Source organism: Nocardiopsis xinjiangensis YIM 90004 (assembly GCF_000341145.1).
Lineage (GTDB): Bacteria > Actinomycetota > Actinomycetes > Streptosporangiales > Streptosporangiaceae > Nocardiopsis > Nocardiopsis xinjiangensis.
The window spans coordinates 415514-432585 of record NZ_ANBE01000003.1 but is presented as its reverse complement, the minus strand read 5'-3'; the positions used below and the strand labels follow the sequence as shown (position 1 = coordinate 432585).

Here is a 17072-nt window from a genome sequence, read left to right as displayed (position 1 = left end):
TCGGGGGAGGGTCCTCCGGCGCCCGTCCTCTCGGAGCCGCTCCTCTTGCGCGGGCCCGAGCCGAACCGGCGCGGTCGTGTTACGGGACGCGGCGTCCTCGGCGGGTCGGAAGAGCTCGATGGGCTGTCTCACGGGGCCGCCTCGGTAATGTGTTCCGATTTTCCGGCCGAGGTGAGCTGTCCCCCTTCCTCCCGACCGCCTTTCCCGCTTTTCCCACATGATGACCATGTTCCAAAATTTTGTGCTCGAAGAGCTGGGGCGATTCCCTCCGGCCAAGGGGATCGCTTCTTCGTATCGGGGCGGACGTCACCATCTGCAAGTGTGCTGTGACCGGCGAGGTCACGTTCGGTTCCGGCATACCTTCGTCCTGTTACGAGGTGCCGGTCTTCGTGGCTGCTGTCCTTTCTACCTCTTTGTGACGCTTTTCCCATAGGGGTAGTTGCTTCTGAGGGGAAGAATTCGTCCGCCATTAGGGGACTTGGCCCCAAAAGAGATGTCGACCGCTCCGCCCGGTCGCCGTCGACCTCGGGTCCCGTGCAGGCCGGACACGACAGAGGGGGTGTCTCCCGCGGGAGACACCCCCTCGTACACGAACGGGACGCTACGGCCTACTTGCCGGCCGCGTCCTTGTCGAGTTTCTCCACGATCAGCCGGTAGAGCTGGCGCGGACGGCCGGGCTGCAGAGTGCGGTTGGGCGGCAGGGGCCAGGCCAGGCCCTCCTCCACCAGGGTGCGCAACAGACGCCGCGCGGTCCGGGAAGTGACCCCGAGCATGCGGCCGGCGTTCTCCGCGTCCACGACGAGCGGACCGTCCTCCTCGGCGATCTTCTCCGACAACCGCATCAGGGTCTCGCGTCCCTTGGTGCGCAGCGGCTCCGAGGACTGTCGTGCGGGCGCGCGCTGGGCCGGGACCAGGGAGCGGCCCTCACGGTCCACCGCGAAGCTCTGTCGCGAGGCCTGGGCGCGGTTCAGGGCGGCCCGTGCGTGGGTCTCGGCGTCCTGGGTGGTGCGGCCCATGCCGATGCCGACCTCGATGGCGATGCCCAGCTCGGCCTTGATGCGTTCCACGAACGGCGGCTGGCGGAAACCCTCCGTCGCCGTCACCAACGACCCGCGGGTCGCCGTGATCATGAACGAGTGGTCGTCCAGCCGGTGCGCGGTCGCGTTGATCCGGTGCGCTTCCTGCAACAGCAGGCGGTGCAGGGACAGGCGCAGCTCCTCACGCCAGTAGCGCGGGGTCGAACGCCGCGAGGAGTCGCGCAGCGTGGGCACGTCCACGACGACCACACCGAGCTGTGCCTCCTCCAGACGGTGGTGGGCACCCAACAGCCCGGCGGTCTGTAGAGCGCTGCGCACACCGGCGTTGGTCGGACGCAGTCGGATCACCGGCACACCGATGGCCTCCAGGCGCTCGGCGACCCCGCGCACGCACGTGATCGCCATCTTGGTGGCCTTGCGGCGCCACAGCCCCTCGTGGAAGGACGTGAGCTGAGCGGTGTTGGTGAGCTCCTCGTGCACGTGGATGCCGTCGACGGGCAGGTCGACCTCGGAGTAGGCCTCGACCACGTCCGCGCGGCCGAGCACGTCCAAGCTGGCTCTGGTCGGATCGAAGCGATCGTCCAGGGTCGCTCGGAGCAGTGCTTCGTGCAGGCTCGCGCCCCCGAGTGGCACGAAGGTGGCGGGCATCGTCAGCACGCCGGCCTTCCGCGCGAACTCGTAAGGGACAGGGCTGGCGAACAGGTACGCGTCGATCGCCGAACCTAGCCTGACGACCTTGTCCGTCGCCTCTTGCTCATCTCGGTACGCGGCGGCGATGAGTCTGGCGTTGAGGGGTCCCGTGGACCCCGGACCCATGAGCATGACGCGCTCGACCACCTCATGGGGTCCGATGACGCCGATCGTCAAATCGCCAGTACGCTGGGCACTCACCTCGGGCTGCTCCCCGCTACCATTCCACGCTCTTCACTATGTGCGCCCACTGGTTTCCCGACCTGGTCTCTGTCACGGCATGATTGCCGCGATCGTACCCATTGTGCGGGGCCAAGGAAGATCGTTTTCCATATCAACGCCGAAAGCCCGGGTGGGAGAGGCCCTCCCACCCCGGGTTGAACTGCGTTTTCGGCCTAGGAGAAGTTCACGCGCTCCACGTCCGCTCCCAGAGCGGCGAGGCGTGTCGCGAACTGGGCATGGCCGCGGTCCACAAGATAACCGGGCGCCACGATCGTGTCGCCTTCGGCGACCAGTCCCGCGAGGACCAGCGCCGCACCGGTGCGGAGGTCGTGTGCGATGACCTCGGCCCCGCGGAGCTCGGTCTGGCCGTGCACGATGGCGCGCGTGCCCTCGACCTCGATCTTGGCGCCCATCTTGTTGAGCTCGTCGGCCAGGGCGAAACGGCCGTCGTAGATGGCCTCGTGGATGTAGCTCTCACCATCGGCCAGTGTGGCCAGTGCCATCAGCGGCGACTGCAGGTCCGTGGCGAAGCCCGGGAACGGCGACGTGACCGCGTTGATCGGGCGCAGCGGCACGGAAGGATCGCGCTGGACGTGCAGGACGGCGCCCTCCTGGGAGAAACCCACGCCCATCTGCTCGAGTTTCCAACGGGCCACACCCAGGTGGTCCAGGTGCGCGCCGACCAGGCTGACATCGCCACCGGTGGCGGCCACGGTCATGGCGAACACACCGGCGTCGATGCGGTCGGACATGATCGTGTGCTCGACCGCGGTGAGCTCATCGACACCCTCGACGGTGATGAGGCCGGTGCCGCCGCCGCTGATCTTGGCGCCCATGGCGCTCAGGAAGTCGATGACGTCGAGGACCTCGGGCTCCAGGGCCGCGTGCTCGATGACCGTGGTTCCGGGCGCGAGCACGGCAGCCATGAGCAGGTTCTCGGTCCCCGTGTGCGACGGGGTGTCCAGGTAGAGGCGGCCACCGCGCAGGTTGGAGGCCTCGACGTTGATGTGGTTGCGTTCGGCGTCCTCGGTCACCTCGGCACCCAGGCGGGCGAAACCGCGGTAGTGGAAGTCGAGGTTGCGGCTGCCGAGATTGCAGCCACCCACACCCTCGATCCGAGCCGAACCGGTGCGGTGCATCAGCGCGGGGACGAAGAGGACTGAGCCGCGGAACTTGGCCGCGATGTCCGCCGGAAGGACGGCGCGCTCGGGGTCGTTCAACTGCGACGCGTCGATGACGACGGTGCGCTCTTCCTCGTGGAAGGCGACCTTGGCGCCCACGTGCTCAGCGAGTTCCAGTGCGCGGTAGACGTCCTCGATGACGGGGACGTTCCGCAGCACTGTGCGGCCCTTGGCCGCGAGGAGCGCGGCCCCGATCATCGGCAGGACGGCGTTCTTCGCGCCTTGGATGAACGCTGTTCCGCTGAGGGGGCGCCCGCCGCGGACGCGGTAACGAACCTCCTGGCCCATGCTCATGTGCTCCTTCGTCAGGCAGATGTGGTGAAGGGTCCACCCTCGTCGGGTTTCGCCTGTGTGCGTTGAGACGCGGGTTCACCCTGGAACGTTGCGACCATCTTGCGCCCGACCTGCGTGGCCGGTGGGTCGGTGGCACACGGCGACCCGGTGGCAACGGACCGCGCGTGACAGACCCAGAACGTGGTATACCCGCAGATCACGGATAGAGTCCCGGCAAACGGTCAAAGTGGTGTTCGTCCGACGGGAAAGACCAGGGATGCCGAACGCGTGGGTGCCCCGCCAAGCGGCGGCGCGCACGACGTACACCACCATACGTGGTCTCGAAAGTGAAACGGCGCTCCCGTGTGCTGAATCACTGCTCCGCCGAAGGTCAGAGAGAGGGCTCGCTGCCGGTCAACCGCAGGTGGATCTCGGCGTAACGGCTCAGAGTGTGCTCCACCACGTTGTCGGGCAACGCGGGCGGCGGGGCCCCGGAAGCACGGTCCCACCCGGAGGCCTCCGAGGTGAGCCAGTCGCGCAGGACCTGCTTGTCGAAGGAGGGCTGCGGCTTGCCCGGCGCCCACTCGTCGGCCGGCCAGTACCGGGAGGAGTCGGGGGTCAGCACCTCGTCACCGAGCACGAGCGTGCCGTCCCGGTCGCGGCCGAACTCGAACTTGGTGTCGGCCAGGATCACCCCGCGCTCGGCCGCGATCTCGCGTCCGCGCTCGTACAGGCGCAGGGTCCTCTCGCGCAGTTCGGCGGCGAGGGCCTCCCCGTGCCGGTCCGCCACTGCGGCGTAGGAGACGTTCTCGTCGTGCTCGCCCACCTCGGCCTTGACCGCCGGGGTGAAGACCGGTTCCGGCAGCAGCGACCCGTCGGTGAGCCCGCCGGGGAGCTGGACCCCGCACACCGTGCCGTCGGCGCGGTACTCGGCCAGCCCCGAACCCGCGAGATGGCCGCGGGCCACGCACTCGACCGGCACCATGTCCAAGGGCTTGCACACCAGGGTGCGGCCCGCCCAGTCGGCGGGTGCACCCTCCGGTGGAACGTCCGAGACCACGTGGTCGGACGCCAGGTCGCCCAAACGCTCGAACCACCACAGCGACAGCTGCGTGAGGACGCGGCCCTTGCCGGGGATCTCGGTGGGCAGGACCCAGTCGTAGGCCGAGACGCGGTCACTGGCCACCATGACCAGGTGTCCGTCGGCCGTGGAGTAGAGGTCGCGCACCTTGCCGGTGTGCAGATGTGTGAGGCCCTCGACCCGGGTGGGCTCCGGGCGCACGACAAAACCGCTCATGGTGCCGCTCCTCAGTCCTGCATCTGTGCGACGGCGCGCTCGGCGATGTCGGTGCGGTGGAAGGACCCGCGCAGCTCGATGTACGAGACCGCCTCATAGGCGCGGTCACGGGCCTGGCGCAGGTCCGCGCCGGTGCCCACCACGTTCAGCACCCGGCCACCGTTGGCCTTGACCCCGCCGTCGGGCGCCCACGCCGTGCCGGCGTGCAGCACGTAGGCACCCTCCAGGGCGTTGGCGGTGCCCAGGCCGTGCACGAGGTCGCCCCTGACCGGGTCACCGGGGTAGTTCTCGGCGGCGACCACCACGGTCACGGCTGCGCCCGTCTTCCAGTTCAGCGACCCGATCGCGCCCAACCCGGCCGTGTCGGTGGCCTGCAGGACCGCACCGACCGGCGTGGAGAGGCGGTCCAGGATCACCTGTGTCTCCGGGTCACCGAAGCGTGCGTTGAACTCGACCACACGCGGACCCTGTGAGGTCAGGGACAGGCCGACGTACAGCAGCCCCTGGTAGCGGGCGCCGCGCCGGTTCATCTCCACGAGAGTGGGACGCACGACCGACCCCATGACCTCGTCGGACAGGCCGGCCGGGGCCCACGGAACAGGGGCGTAGGAGCCCATACCGCCGGTGTTGGGGCCCAGGTCGCCGTCGTGGGCGCGCTTGAAGTCCTGGGCCGGCAGCAGCGGGAGCGCGTGCTTGCCGTCGCTGAGCACGAACAGCGACACCTCGGGGCCGTCGAGGAACTCCTCGACGACCACACGGCCGCACTCGCGTGCGTGGCGTTCGGCGACCGCGCGGTCCTCGGTGACCACGACACCCTTGCCCGCTGCCAGGCCGTCGTTCTTGACCACGTAGGGCGGGCCGAAGGTGTCGAGGGCCTCGGTGACCTGGCTCGCGGTGCGGCACGCCCGCGCCTTGGCGGTGGGCACACCCGCGGCCTCCATGACCTCCTTGGCGAAGGCCTTGGAACCCTCCAGCCGTGCGGNCCCCCGCCACCAGGGGTGCCTCGGGGCCGATGACGACGAGCTCGGCGCGGATGCGCGCGGCCAGTTCCGTCACCGCCAGGCCGTCGGTCACGTTGATGACGTGGTTCTCGGCCAGTTCGGAGATGCCCGGGTTGCCGGGGGCACTGTGCAGGTCGGTGATGCCCGGGTCCAGGGACAGGGCTCGGACGAGTGCGTGCTCGCGGCCTCCGCCGCCGAGAACGAGGGCTTTCACTGGAGGGCCTCTTCGTGCTGGAAGGACTGGTGCGTGCTGTGACGGCCCGGGCTAGACGAGCGGACGCAGCTGGAGCGTCTCGTCGCGGCCCGGTCCGACGCCGATGGCGGAGATCGGCGCCCCCGCCATCTCCTCCAGAGTACGCACGTACCCCTGCGCGTTCTTGGGGAGTTCGGCGAATTCCCGGGCGCCCGTGATGTCCTCGGTCCACCCGTCGAGGTACTCGTACACGGGTGTCGCGTGGTGGAACTCGGTCTGCGTCATGGGGATCTCGTCGTGGTGGACCCCGCCGACGTCGTAGCCGACGCACACCGGGATGCGGTCCAGGCCGGTGAGCACGTCCAACTTGGTGAGGAAGAAGTCGGTGACGCCGTTGACGCGGGTGGCGTAGCGGGCGATCGGGGCGTCGAACCAGCCGCAGCGGCGGTCGCGGCCCGTGGTGACGCCGTACTCACCGCCCTGGGTGCGCAGCCACTCGCCCTCTTCGTTCAGCAGCTCGGTGGGGAAGGGGCCGGACCCGACACGGGTGGTGTAGGCCTTGATGATGCCCACGACCTTGCTGATGCGGGTGGGGCCGATGCCCGAACCGGAGGTGGCGCCGCCCGAGGTCGGGGAGGAAGAGGTCACGAACGGGTACGTGCCGTGGTCGATGTCGAGCAGCGTGCCCTGCGAGCCCTCCAGGTAGACCGTTTTGCCCTCGTCCAACGCCTTGTTGAGGACCAGCGAGGTGTCGGCGACGTAGGAACGCAGTTCCTCGGCGTAGCCCAGGTACTCCTCGATGATGGTCTCGGCGTCCAGGCCGCGGCGATTGTAGACCTTGCTGAGCAGCTGGTTCTTGTCGTTGAGGGCCAGTTCGATCTTCTTGCGCAGGATCTTCGGGTCGAACATGTCCTGCACGCGTACGCCCTGGCGCGAGATCTTGTCGGCGTAGGTGGGGCCGATGCCGCGGCCGGTCGTGCCGATGCGGCCCTTGCCGAGGAAGCGCTCGCTGACCTTGTCCAGGGCCCGGTGGTAGGGCATGATCAGGTGCGCGTTCGCGGAGATGAGCAGGTGAGAGGTGTCGACCCCGCGTTCCTTGAGGCCGTTGAGCTCCTCCAGCAGCACGCCCGGGTCGATGACCACGCCGTTGGCGATGACCGGTACGACGTTCGGGGACAGGATGCCCGACGGCAGCAGGTGCAGAGCGTACTTCTGGTCGCCGATGACCACCGTGTGGCCGGCGTTGTTGCCGCCCTGGTAGCGGACCACGTAGTCGACCTGCTCGCCCACCAGGTCGGTCGCCTTGCCCTTGCCCTCGTCGCCCCACTGGGCACCCACGAGCGTGATCGCCGGCATTGGTTCTACCTCTTAGTTCGACACCGGAGCCGGGGTGCAACAGGCCCCGAACATGGATGAACCCCTGGCGCAAGGCAGCGACAGGGGCCGTTGCGTATTGAGCGTACACGACCTGCGGTTCCCGGTTAAGGGGAGATCTGTCCCCTGCGGGCAGTGGGAAATGTGGGTCGCAGCACGCTCATGGGGGCACGGTCTCAGCTGTTGAGGGCCTTGTCGGCCTCGTCGCTGGACTCGCGCAGGAGCGTCGAGCAGCGGTCGGCCTCCTCGGCGTCACCGATCTGCTCGGAGGCCCGGGCGAGGGCGTTCAGGGCGCGCAGGAAACCGCGGTTGGGCTCGTGGTCCCACGGGATCGGGCCGTGGCCCTTCCACCCGGAGCGGCGGAGCTGGTCCAGACCGCGGTGGTAACCGGTGCGCGCGTAGGCGTAGGCGGCCACCGGCTGCCCGTCGTCCAGGGCGCGCTCGGCCAGGCGGGCCCAGGCGGCGGAGAAGGAGGGGAAACGGCCGGCGACCGGGGTGGGGTCATCGGTGCTCTCGAGGGCCTCACGCGCCTCCGGGTTGTCGGGCAAGTGCGTCTCGGGCGGCTCGTTCAGCAGGTTCTGGTGCAGGTTCATACCCCCATCCTGCCACCGGGAAGGAGGGGAAGTACGAACGCCCGGCGGCCGGATGGCGGCCGCCGGGCGTGAGGAGGGCCTGGTCCTCCCGTTCGGGGAGGGCCCCCTTATCGCATCTTGTTGCCCGCGGACTTCAGGTTCTGGGCGGCCTCGACGACACGGGTGGCCATGCCGGCCTCGGCGACCTTGCCGTAGGCGCGCGGGTCGTAGGCCTTCTTGCTGCCGATCTCTCCGTCGATCTTCAGCACGCCGTCGTAGTTCTTCATGATGTGGTCGACGACCGGACGCGTGTAGGCGTACTGGGTGTCGGTGTCGACGTTCATCTTCACGACGCCGTAGTCGATGGCCTCGTGGATCTCCTCCAGGGTGGAACCGGAGCCACCGTGGAAGACGAAGTCGAACGGCTTGTCCTTGCCGTGCTTCTCGGAGACGGCGGTCTGGGCGTTCTTGAGCACCTCGGGGCGCAGCTTCACGAAGCCGGGCTTGTAGGAGCCGTGCACGTTGCCGAAGGTCAGGGCGGTCATGTAGTAGCCCTTCTCGCCCAGGCCGAGGACCTCGGCGGTACGCAGGGCGTCCTGCGGCGTGGTGTAGAGCTTCTCGTTGATCTCGCCGACGATGCCGTCCTCCTCGCCGCCGACGACGCCGACCTCGATCTCCAGGATCGTGTTGGCGGCCTTGGACGAGAGCAGCAGCTCCTCGGCGATGCGCAGGTTGTCCTCGAGCTCCACGGCCGAGCCGTCCCACATGTGTGACTGGAACAGCGGCTCCTGGCCCTTGGCGGCACGCTCCTTGGAGATCTCCAGCAGCGGGCGCACGAAGCTGTCGAGTTTGTTCTCGGGGCAGTGGTCGGTGTGCAGAGCGATGTTGACCGAGTACTTCTCGGCGACCACACGGGCGAACTCGGCGAAGGCGACCGAGCCGGTCACCATGTCCTTGACGGAGGCGCCGGACAGGAACTCCGCGCCACCGGTGGAGATCTGGATGATGCCGTCACTCTCGGCCTCCGCGAAGCCGCGCAGGGCGGCGTGCAGCGTCTGGCTGGAGGTCACGTTGATCGCCGGGTAGGCGAAACCCTCGGTCTTGGCGCGCTGAAGCATCTCGGCGTAGACGTCGGGGCTGGCGATGGGCATGACTTGCCTCCCTGGGTTCGGCGGTGTCGGTCCAAGTATCGCGAACCCGGGGAGCCGTTGAAAAGGTCTAGACCAAAGTGCCCGGCCTTGTCGGGTTCACGTGGAGCGCGGGATGTCCGTTCCCTGCGCTTCTCCCGGGGAGCGTAGGGGACGGGATGATCTGTGAAGAAGTGGCCGAATTGTGTGATCAGTGCGGCTACTGGACGAGTGCTGTCGCTTTTTGCCGTGATACACGCTACATTCGACGCCGTGGGAAGGCATAGGAACGATCCTCGTGGCGTTGGTCAGGTGATGGCCATCGTTCTGGCCGTCGTGCTCTTGGTGGGCATGGTCGGCTTGGGCGTGTTTTTCTTCTACCGGTCCCTGCCATCGACCGACACCAGCGTGAACGCGAACGCCTCCGAGGCATCCGTCGAAGAAGAACGTCCCGAGAACTTGGGTGCTCTGTACATCCAGGTCGTCGGGGAGTCCAGTAACGTCCACGTCCGGGAACCCGGCGGCGACGTGCTCCTCGACTACGAGCTCAGACAGGGGCAATCGGTGAACTACACCAGTGCAGAGGGCGGTCTCGAGGTCACCCTCGAGGACCCCGCCGCCGTGGAGGTCTTCGTCCACGGCGAGGAGCGCGACCTGTCCGACCGCGACCCGGAGTTCAGCTTCAACATCGACGGCTGATCCCCGAGCCCCGATCTCCTGCCTTTCCCCGAACTCCCGTGGCCCGGACCGAGGAGCTCTCAGACGTCCAGGTCGCTGACGCCGAAGACCGACCGGTACTCCAACCCCTGCGCGGTGACCGCCCCCCGGGCGCCGCGGTCGAGGATCAGAGCCACGGCGACGACCTCGGCACCCTCCTCGCGCAGCGCTTCCACGGCGGTCATCACCGAACCGCCCGTCGTCGAGGTGTCCTCCAGGGCCAGCACCCGGCGGCCCCGCACGTCCGGGCCCTCGATCCGACGCTGCAGCCCGTGCGCCTTGCCGGACTTGCGCACGACGAAGGAGTCCAGCCTCCGGCCCCGCCGGTGTGCCGCGTGCATCATCGCCGCCGCCACCGGGTCCGCGCCCAGCGTCAGACCGCCGACCGCGTCGAAGTCCAGGTCGGCGACGTTGTCCAACATCACCGATCCCACCAGCGGCGCCGACTCGCCGTCCAGGGTCACCCGGCGCAGGTCCACGTAGTAGTCCGCCTCCTGCCCCGAGGACAGGGTCACCTTCCCGCGCACGACCGCCTTATCGTTGATCTGGCGCAGGAGTTCATCACGTTCGCTCATGACCAGTGAGCCTAGCGCCGCATCAGCCGGGGTTCGCCCCGGCGCGACACTCCTTGACGGGCAGCCCCCGAATGACACAGCACTGGAACACCGAGGTCCCGGAACGACGCCGGGACCCCAGGCCGGAAGGGTGACCATGACGCAGTCCGACGACACCGTGCGGGTCGAGACCACCGTCGACACCAAGGACGGGGCCGAACGTGTGGCACGGGCGGTGATCGAACACCAGGTCGCCGCGTGCGCCCAGGTCAGCGGCCCCATCACCAGTTTCTTCCGCTGGGAGGGCCAGGTACAGAACGACGAGGAGTGGATGGTGGTGATCAAGACCACCGCCGATCGTCTCGACGCCCTCACCGCCCGCGTCCTCGAGGCCCACCCCTACGACGTGCCCGAGGTCGTCGCGGTCCCCGTCGTCGGCGGCAACCCCGCCTACCTCGACTGGGTGCGGGAGGAGACCCGGGCAGGCGGCACGGCGTGATCGCCGTCTGCCTTCCCCCGCCCCTGGGCGCCCCCAGGCGGCTGCGCACGCTCGCGCCCCACCTGGCCGAGCGCGGCCTGTCCCCGGTCCTGCCCGAGATCCCCGACGACGACAGGCCCCCTCACGCCGCGCGCTACGTCGCCCGCGCCAGTCTGGAGACCGCTCGGGGCCTGCCCGCCGAGGACCCGCGCGCCCCGCTCGCCCTCGTCGCCGAGGGCGGTGCCGGACCCCTGCTCGGCGCCGTCGGGGCGGCCCAGCGCGCCGCGCACCGTCCCGTCCACGCCTACGTCTTCGTCGACGCGTGGCTGCCCCAACCCGGCAGCCCCACCCGCGCCGACATCGCCGCCCGCCAGAGCCCCGAGGACGCCGCGCCCGTCCTGCCCGAGGCGCCGGAGGGCTTCCTCACCGAACCCCTGCCCACCGTCGCCGACTGGCCCGACGCACCCTGCGGGTACTTGTGCGTGGACCCGGCGTTCGCGCACGTGGCCAAACTCGCGGGGATGCGCGGATGGACGGTGCGGGAGGCGCATCCGCAGGACGCCGGCACCGCGCTCGCCGAGCTGATCCACGCCCTGCGCTGACAGTGCGGCGGGGTGCTGCGGTTCAGTCCCGCAGCGGCCCGCCGCCCTGGGCTCGTGCGAGAACCCGTCCGAGCCACTCGGGGGTGTGCTCCTCGGACCGGGGGAAACGCTCCAGGTCCTGCGCGAAGGCAGCCGGAGGGACCGGTGCGGCGAACCCGGGCTCGCCGTCGTATCCGAAGTCGACCCCGTAGGACCCGGGCGGGGTGATCGTGTAGCGCATCGAGAACCAGGTCCCCGTGTCCTGCTTGTACATGCCGTTACGCAGGCGGCGGGCCTCCTCGAGCGCCCCCTCGGGGACCTCCACCGAGCTGCTGCTGCCGTCGGAGGCGCGTCGGAGCAGCTCGGCGGACTCGTGGTCGGCGACCGCCGCGTACTGGAGCACGACCTCGCTCCAATCGGGGCCGATGACCGACAGGCACGCCTTCCCGAGCTCGACGAGGGCCTGGCTCTCGTCGATGGGTGTCATGCCGCCGACCGGTTCCTGCGTCATGGTGGGGCTCCTCATTTCGTACGGAGGTTGTTTCGCCGTCGGGCGGAAGCGGTGCCGCCCGCGGCCGTGCGGGGAGACTACTGGGGCTGTGGACACGTGTGATGCGTGAGCCAGGTGCCGGATTCAGTTGTCGGCAGATCTGTGGCGCGGGGCCAAGTGGTCGAGGAGGGTGCGATGGGATTTCAGGAGATCAGGTGTTGTTGGCTTCGTTGATTTTTTGTCGGAGCCAGTGGGGGATGTGTTCGGGGTCTCGGGGGAAGTATTCGAGGTCGTCGAGGTAGTCGTGGGGTATGGGAAGGATGAGGAAGTCGGGTGGGTCGTCGTAGTTGAAGGTGGCGTCGTATCGGGTGGGCGGGGTGATGGTGTAGTGCATGGAGAACCAGGTGCCGCGGCCCTGCTTGTACATGCCGGCGCGAAGGCGCTGGATTTCGTTGATTACTGTGGGGGAAGGGATCATCTCCGGTCCCCCGTTCAAGGGATACAGGTAGAGTCCGTTGGTGGAATATCCTTTTAGGCCATCCCATTCATAGGAAATTTTTGCCCGTTCTTTGGATGCCCCCTGGAGGAGGGTCTTTCCAATTTTAATGAGAAGGTCTTCTTCTTCCTGTGGGGAGATGCCACCGGCCTCAGGTGGTCTCATTTTTCGCTTCCTCGGGGTCTGGCCGAGGTGTTCTCCTGGTCCGGCAAACGCGGAGGGCCATAGACGGGACCCCTCGGTCGGGGGTCACACGGGTGAAGGTTCGGTCACCGTGTGTGGAGGGACCAGAGTGCCCGAAGGTTCGGACATTCCGCGCTTCCGGTGGTCCGGGTGGTCAGGGACGGCGGTGCTCCTGGGTGTCGATCAGGGCGGTCTGCACCAGCTGTGTCGATCCGGTGCGCGAGACCCACAGACCGCGCCCAGCCGGCTGCGGCGAGGCGTGCACCCGCGGCAGGACCTGGCCCTCGGTGCGGTCACCGGACATCACCAGCGCGCTCGTGCCGATCTCCCGCATGGCCTGGACCAGGGGTTCGAACTGGCCGCGGCTCGCACCCGCGACGCGGCGTGCCACCACGAAGTGCAGGCCGATGTCGCGTCCGCTGGAGACGAAGGGCACGAACGGGGCGAGCGGTTTCTGCCCGGCGGTCGTGAGCACGTCGTAGTCGTCGGCGACGACGACGATGCGCGGGCCCGAGAAGGACGGCACGTCCATCGAGTCGGGGTCGCCCTCGTCGGGCAGGCGCTCCTCCAGCTCCTTGGCGACACCGGTGGCCAGGCTCCCGCACACACGCGGGCTGCTCGCGTACCCGCCCACGTACTCGTTGGGTACGAGGTTGCGCAGCGAACGCCGCGGGTCCATGACCGCGAACACGACGTCCTCGGGTGTGTACCGGTCCACGAGGCCTTCGGCGAGCAGGCGCAGGAAGTTGGTCTTGCCGCTCTCGCCGTCGCCGAACAGGAGCATGTTCTGGTCCCGCTCGAACAGGTCGAGCGCGACCGGGGACAGGGAACGTTCGTCCACACCCACCGGCACGGTCTTGGACTCGTTCTCCCACGTGGGCAGTGAACGTACCGACAACGACGTCGGCAACACCCGTACCTCGGGTGCGCGCTTGCCCGCCCAGGCGTGGTCGATCGCGCGCACCGTCGATTCCACGACCGTGCCGAGTTCCTCGTCGGAGGCCTCGCCGTCGAAGCGGGGCAGCGCCGTCTGGGCGAACAGCTTTCCGGAGGTCAGGGCCCGGCCGCCCACACCTTCGGGCAGGGTCTCGGCGAGCTTGCGGTCGATCGTCGACTCCGTCGGGTCGTTGAGGTGCAGCTCGACCTTCTGCCCGAAGTTGGACTGGGTGGCGATGCGTACGTCGTTCCAGCGCAGCATGCCCGCCACGACGTGGATGCCGTAACCGCCGCCCCGTTGGAGGAGATCGGTGACGATGCCTTCGATCTCGGAGAAGTCCTGGCGCAGCGCGCCGTAGCCGTCGATGCACAGGACGACGTCGGCGCTGGCGAGCTCGGGAACCTCGCCGCGTGCGTGCATGCGTCGCAGCTGGGCCACGGAGTCGATGCCCCGGTCCCGGAAGACCTCCTGGCGGTGCTCGAGCATCCCGCGCATCTCCTCGGCGGTGCGGCGTACACGCTCGGAGTCGGTGCGTAGCGCCACGCCGCCCACGTGCGGCAGGTTCTTGAGTGCCTGGAGCCCGCCGCCGACCAGGTCCAGGCCGTAGACGACGGCCTGTTCCGCGGTGTGCGTGAGCGCGAGCGAGGTCACGAGGGTCCGCAGCAGGGTCGTCTTGCCGCTCTGGGGGCCGCCGATGACCGCCACGTGCCCACCGGAGGCGGTCAGGTCGAGCTCCCACACGTCCTGCCACTGGCGCGAGGGGTCGTCGAGGGTGCCGATGGGCAGCCGCATGGCTGCACGTTCCCCCGGCAGAAGCAGCCCGTACTCGCTGTTCTCGGGTGCCCCGGTGGCCTGGTCCAGGGTGAGGGCGGGGGGCAGGGGCGGCAGCCAGATGGCGCGGGTACGGTCCCCGTGCTGGTTGAACTGGCCGACCATGACGTCGAGCAGGGTGGGACCGGTGGTGCGCGAGGGCATGGAGGGGCCGCTCTCCGCCGTCTTCTCCTCGTGCTGTTCGTCCTCGGGGTCCGGGTTGAACGCGGTGTAGCGGCGCACCCCGGGCCTCTGGTCCCCGCTCTCCTCCTCGGCCACGGGACCGCGGTAGGGGCCGGAGACGTAGCCCGCCTTGAACTGCTGGTACACCGTGGTGTCGACCTTGAGGTAGCCGAAACCCGGCAGGGCGGGCAGGTGGAAGGCGTCGGGGGTGTTGAGGACCGTGCGGCTCTCCTCCTCGGAGAAGGTGCGCAGACCCAGCCGGTAGGACAGGTAGGTGTCGAGCCCGCGGAGCTTGCCGCCCTCGATGCGCTGGCTGGAGAGCAGCAGGTGCACCCCGATGCTGCGTCCGATCCGTCCGATCGACAGGAACAACTGGATGAAGTCGGGACGTGCGGTGAGCAGCTCGCCGAACTCGTCGATGATCACCAGCAGATGCGGCAGCGGGGGCAGGCTCGGGTCCTGTTCGCGCTTGTACTGGTAGTCGCCGATGTTGGACACGTTGCCGGCGTCCCGGAGCACCTGCTGGCGGCGCTGGACCTCACCGGAGAGGCTGGCGTGGACGCGCTCGATGAGGGCGGCGTCGTCCTCCAGGTTCGTGATGACGCCGGCCACGTGCGGCATGTCCTCGAAGGGGGCGAAGGTCGCACCGCCCTTGTAGTCCACGAGCACCATGCTCACCCGGTCGGGCGGGTGGGAACCGGCTAGGGCGAGGACGAGTGTGCGCAACATTTCGCTCTTGCCGGAGCCCGTGGCGCCCACACACAGGCCGTGCGGGCCCATACCGAGCTGTGCCGACTCCTTCAGGTCCAGCACCACGGGGTTGCCCATGTCGTCCACGCCGATGGGCACACGCAGGAACGCCCGTTCGCTCCGGGGCGCCCACATGCGCGGAACGTCCATGTCGCCCGGATCGTGCACGCCGAGCATGGACGGGAAGTCGATGCTGCCGCCCTCCTGGGCCGATTCCTCCACGGATTCGGGGGACAGGCGCAGCGGCGCGAGCATGCGTGCGAGGCCGGTGAGGGTCGCGGGGGTGACGTGGTCCAGGGTGCCGGTGGAGACCACGGGATCGGTCCCACGCAGGTCCTCGATGGCGACCTCGTCGCCGTCGACGGTCACCCGGATGTTGACGTCGCCGGGCTCGTCGACCTGGCGGGCGACCAGGTGCAGGACGGTCAGGCCGAGGTCGGCGGGGTCGATGGCGTGGTCGGGGCGCACGAGTTCGGTGGCGACCTCGCCGTGGGTGTCGTGCACGACGACGAGGCGCCGCAGCATCCGGTAGGCCTCGCGGCGGCCCATGCCGCGGCGGACCTCGGAGGCGAAGTCGGTGCGTGCACGCAGTTCGTCGGCGAGCAGGGAGCCCAGCTCGCGCGGGTCCGGGGCGATGAGGCGGGTGGCGACGCCGTTGTCCCGGCGCTGCGGGTCGAGCGCCTGGGGCAGCCACGGCAGCCAGGACCAGGCCTCGGCGCGCTCCTCCGGGTGGGCGACGGCCAGACCGGCGTCCTCGGGGGCGTGGAAGGCGCCGAACTGGGCGGCGAGGGCGCGCACGAAGCGCATGAGGTCCTCGTGGTCGCCGACGACGCTGATGTTGCCGACCATGTCCAGGGGCAGCCGGAGCGGCATGTCGGGGATGGCTCCGAAGCGGTCGATGAGGGCGCGGGCCTCGGACTGCATGAAGGGGTCGGTGGGGGTGAGCGCGGTGCCCTGTTCGGCGAGTTGCAGTGGGCGTCCGGAGGTCATGCCGGCGCCGACCCGCACGTCGAGGAAGTCGCGGTCGCGTCGGCGGCGTTCCCAGAGACGGGTGGGGTCGCGGATGATGTCGTACAGCGATTCGGGAGGGGGATCGAGGAGGCGGGCGTGGGAGCGGGTGCCGTTCTCCCATCCGCTGAGCTCCTCGCGCAGCTCCTCCAGGTACTCCAGGTACAGGTCGCGTTGGTTGCGGCGCTGCCGGGTGACCTGCCCCCGCCGGGAGAAGAGCATGACGACGGCGCCGAGGAGGGCCACACACATCAGGACGGCACCGACGGCCATGAAGGCCGGATTGCGCATGACCATCATGATCGACAGGGACGCCATCATCCCGACCATGGGCAGCATGCTCATCAGCGGGTTGGGCTGTGACTTGCCGTCGGGAAGGGTCGGTGGTGCCTCCACCTCGCGCGGCTGCTGTGCTGGGGCCGGGTAGACGATACGTGTCGGCCGGTGCACGACCCTCAGCGTCATCGGCGTTCCTCTCGGGGTCGGGGGAGGCGGGCCGGGCAGGCGCGCAGGAAGCCTACCGAAACGGGGCTCGGGGGTCGTCGTGGGAGGGACGGGGATGTATCGGCCCCACAGGGGTGGGACGGCCTCGGGCCGTGTGCGGTTCGTGAAGGTGGGCGCCGAGTTCTTCACTGTTCTTGGCGCTTTGTGTCATTTTGATTAAATTTTCGAGTGGCCCCTCCGTGGGCCGCGAACCGAGAAACTGCCGGTGAGGGCCCGTGCCCGGCCCTATCGGCACAGGTGAACCCGGGTTCCCGAGAGGCTCACGTGCGCGGAGGGTGAGGCCGAGGCACCCGCACGACTGTCGGAGGCGCCTGACATGATTTGTGGTCGGTGATCAGGTGCAGCGGTTCGCGAGCCGCTTCCGCGCGCCGTCACCGGAGACCGCTTTTGCAGCCCCCTAACTGAGCAGGTGAA

General features: G+C 68.9%; 13 protein-coding genes and 1 pseudogene. 3 read left to right on the top strand and 11 right to left on the bottom strand.

The features are described from left to right. Positions 1-608 precede the first annotated feature (608 nt). The 7 genes and pseudogenes from D473_RS0102435 to fbaA all read right to left on the bottom strand — a co-directional run bounded on the left by D473_RS0102435 (position 609) and on the right by fbaA (position 8991). Positions 609-1874: a hypothetical protein gene (locus tag D473_RS0102435; RefSeq protein WP_026126527.1), complete on the bottom strand. Its 1266-nt coding sequence runs from the start codon at positions 1872-1874 to the stop codon at positions 609-611. Between the two features lie 248 nt (positions 1875-2122). Further along, entirely contained in the window at positions 2123-3424 is a 1302-nt protein-coding gene (murA, locus tag D473_RS0102430) for a UDP-N-acetylglucosamine 1-carboxyvinyltransferase (RefSeq protein WP_017607505.1), read from the bottom strand. Between the two features lie 370 nt (positions 3425-3794). Continuing rightward, the gene (locus D473_RS0102425) at positions 3795-4700 is read right to left on the bottom strand and encodes a phosphoribosylaminoimidazolesuccinocarboxamide synthase (RefSeq protein WP_017607504.1); all 906 of its coding nucleotides are present in this window, start codon (positions 4698-4700) and stop codon (positions 3795-3797) included. Between the two features lie 11 nt (positions 4701-4711). Further along, a pseudogene (purD, locus tag D473_RS25435) lies at positions 4712-5915 on the bottom strand (phosphoribosylamine--glycine ligase). A 51-nt stretch (positions 5916-5966) separates the two neighbouring features. After that, positions 5967-7250 carry an adenylosuccinate synthase gene (locus tag D473_RS0102415; RefSeq protein WP_017607501.1) on the bottom strand — a complete coding sequence of 428 codons (1284 nt, stop codon included), beginning with the start codon at positions 7248-7250 and terminating at the stop codon, positions 5967-5969. A 194-nt stretch (positions 7251-7444) separates the two neighbouring features. Continuing rightward, entirely contained in the window at positions 7445-7861 is a 417-nt protein-coding gene (locus D473_RS0102410) for a DUF3151 domain-containing protein (RefSeq protein ID WP_017607500.1), read from the bottom strand. Between the two features lie 107 nt (positions 7862-7968). Next, positions 7969-8991: a class II fructose-bisphosphate aldolase gene (fbaA, locus tag D473_RS0102405; RefSeq protein WP_017607499.1), complete on the bottom strand. Its 1023-nt coding sequence runs from the start codon at positions 8989-8991 to the stop codon at positions 7969-7971. A 291-nt stretch (positions 8992-9282) separates the two neighbouring features. On the opposite strand from fbaA, the gene D473_RS0102400 reads away from it, so the two are divergent. Continuing rightward, complete coding sequence (locus tag D473_RS0102400; RefSeq protein ID WP_017607498.1) at positions 9283-9666, top strand: RodZ domain-containing protein; 384 nt, start codon at positions 9283-9285, stop codon at positions 9664-9666. Between the two features lie 59 nt (positions 9667-9725). Here the strand turns inward: D473_RS0102400 and pyrE are convergent, their stop codons facing one another. Continuing rightward, positions 9726-10259 (bottom strand): orotate phosphoribosyltransferase, encoded by a 534-nt coding sequence (gene pyrE, locus D473_RS0102395; protein ID WP_017607497.1) that lies wholly within the window; start codon positions 10257-10259, stop codon positions 9726-9728. Positions 10260-10395: 136 nt separating this feature from the next. On the opposite strand from pyrE, the gene cutA reads away from it, so the two are divergent. Continuing rightward, positions 10396-10737, top strand: a complete 342-nt coding sequence (gene cutA / locus D473_RS0102390; protein ID WP_017607496.1) for a divalent-cation tolerance protein CutA — start codon at positions 10396-10398, stop codon at positions 10735-10737. Further along, positions 10734-11318 (top strand): hypothetical protein, encoded by a 585-nt coding sequence (locus D473_RS0102385; protein ID WP_017607495.1) that lies wholly within the window; start codon positions 10734-10736, stop codon positions 11316-11318. The genes cutA and D473_RS0102385 overlap by 4 nt, the downstream gene beginning before the upstream one ends. A gap of 22 nt (positions 11319-11340) precedes the next feature. On the opposite strand, the gene D473_RS0102380 is transcribed toward D473_RS0102385, so the two are convergent. From D473_RS0102380 to D473_RS0102370, 3 genes are all read right to left on the bottom strand, one after another. Next, a complete protein-coding gene (locus tag D473_RS0102380; protein ID WP_017607494.1) occupies positions 11341-11808 on the bottom strand; it encodes a hypothetical protein in 468 nt (155 codons plus the stop codon). Between the two features lie 190 nt (positions 11809-11998). After that, positions 11999-12265, bottom strand: coding sequence for a hypothetical protein (locus D473_RS0102375; protein WP_241474688.1), 267 nt, complete (start codon positions 12263-12265; stop codon positions 11999-12001). Positions 12266-12620: 355 nt separating this feature from the next. Further along, on the bottom strand, positions 12621-16619 hold the full coding sequence (locus tag D473_RS0102370; RefSeq protein ID WP_017607492.1) for a type VII secretion protein EccC: 3999 nt from the start codon (positions 16617-16619) through the stop codon (positions 12621-12623). Positions 16620-17072: the final 453 nt, after the last annotated feature.

Bases quoted from the DNA above. Each gene is read 5' to 3' on its own strand.
- fbaA (WP_017607499.1), bottom strand. From the start codon at position 8,991: ATGCCCATCGCCAGCCCCGACGTCTACGCCGAGATGCTTCAGCGCGCC.
- D473_RS0102400 (WP_017607498.1), top strand. From the start codon at position 9,283: ATGGCCATCGTTCTGGCCGTCGTGCTCTTGGTGGGCATGGTCGGCTTG.
- pyrE (WP_017607497.1), bottom strand. From the start codon at position 10,259: ATGAGCGAACGTGATGAACTCCTGCGCCAGATCAACGATAAGGCGGTC.
- D473_RS0102375 (WP_241474688.1), bottom strand. From the start codon at position 12,265: ATGATCCCTTCCCCCACAGTAATCAACGAAATCCAGCGCCTTCGCGCC.
- D473_RS0102425 (WP_017607504.1), bottom strand. From the start codon at position 4,700: ATGAGCGGTTTTGTCGTGCGCCCGGAGCCCACCCGGGTCGAGGGCCTC.
- D473_RS0102380 (WP_017607494.1), bottom strand. From the start codon at position 11,808: ATGACGCAGGAACCGGTCGGCGGCATGACACCCATCGACGAGAGCCAG.
- D473_RS0102410 (WP_017607500.1), bottom strand. From the start codon at position 7,861: ATGAACCTGCACCAGAACCTGCTGAACGAGCCGCCCGAGACGCACTTG.
- murA (WP_017607505.1), bottom strand. From the start codon at position 3,424: ATGAGCATGGGCCAGGAGGTTCGTTACCGCGTCCGCGGCGGGCGCCCC.
- D473_RS0102370 (WP_017607492.1), bottom strand. From the start codon at position 16,619: ATGACGCTGAGGGTCGTGCACCGGCCGACACGTATCGTCTACCCGGCC.
- D473_RS0102415 (WP_017607501.1), bottom strand. From the start codon at position 7,250: ATGCCGGCGATCACGCTCGTGGGTGCCCAGTGGGGCGACGAGGGCAAG.
- cutA (WP_017607496.1), top strand. From the start codon at position 10,396: ATGACGCAGTCCGACGACACCGTGCGGGTCGAGACCACCGTCGACACC.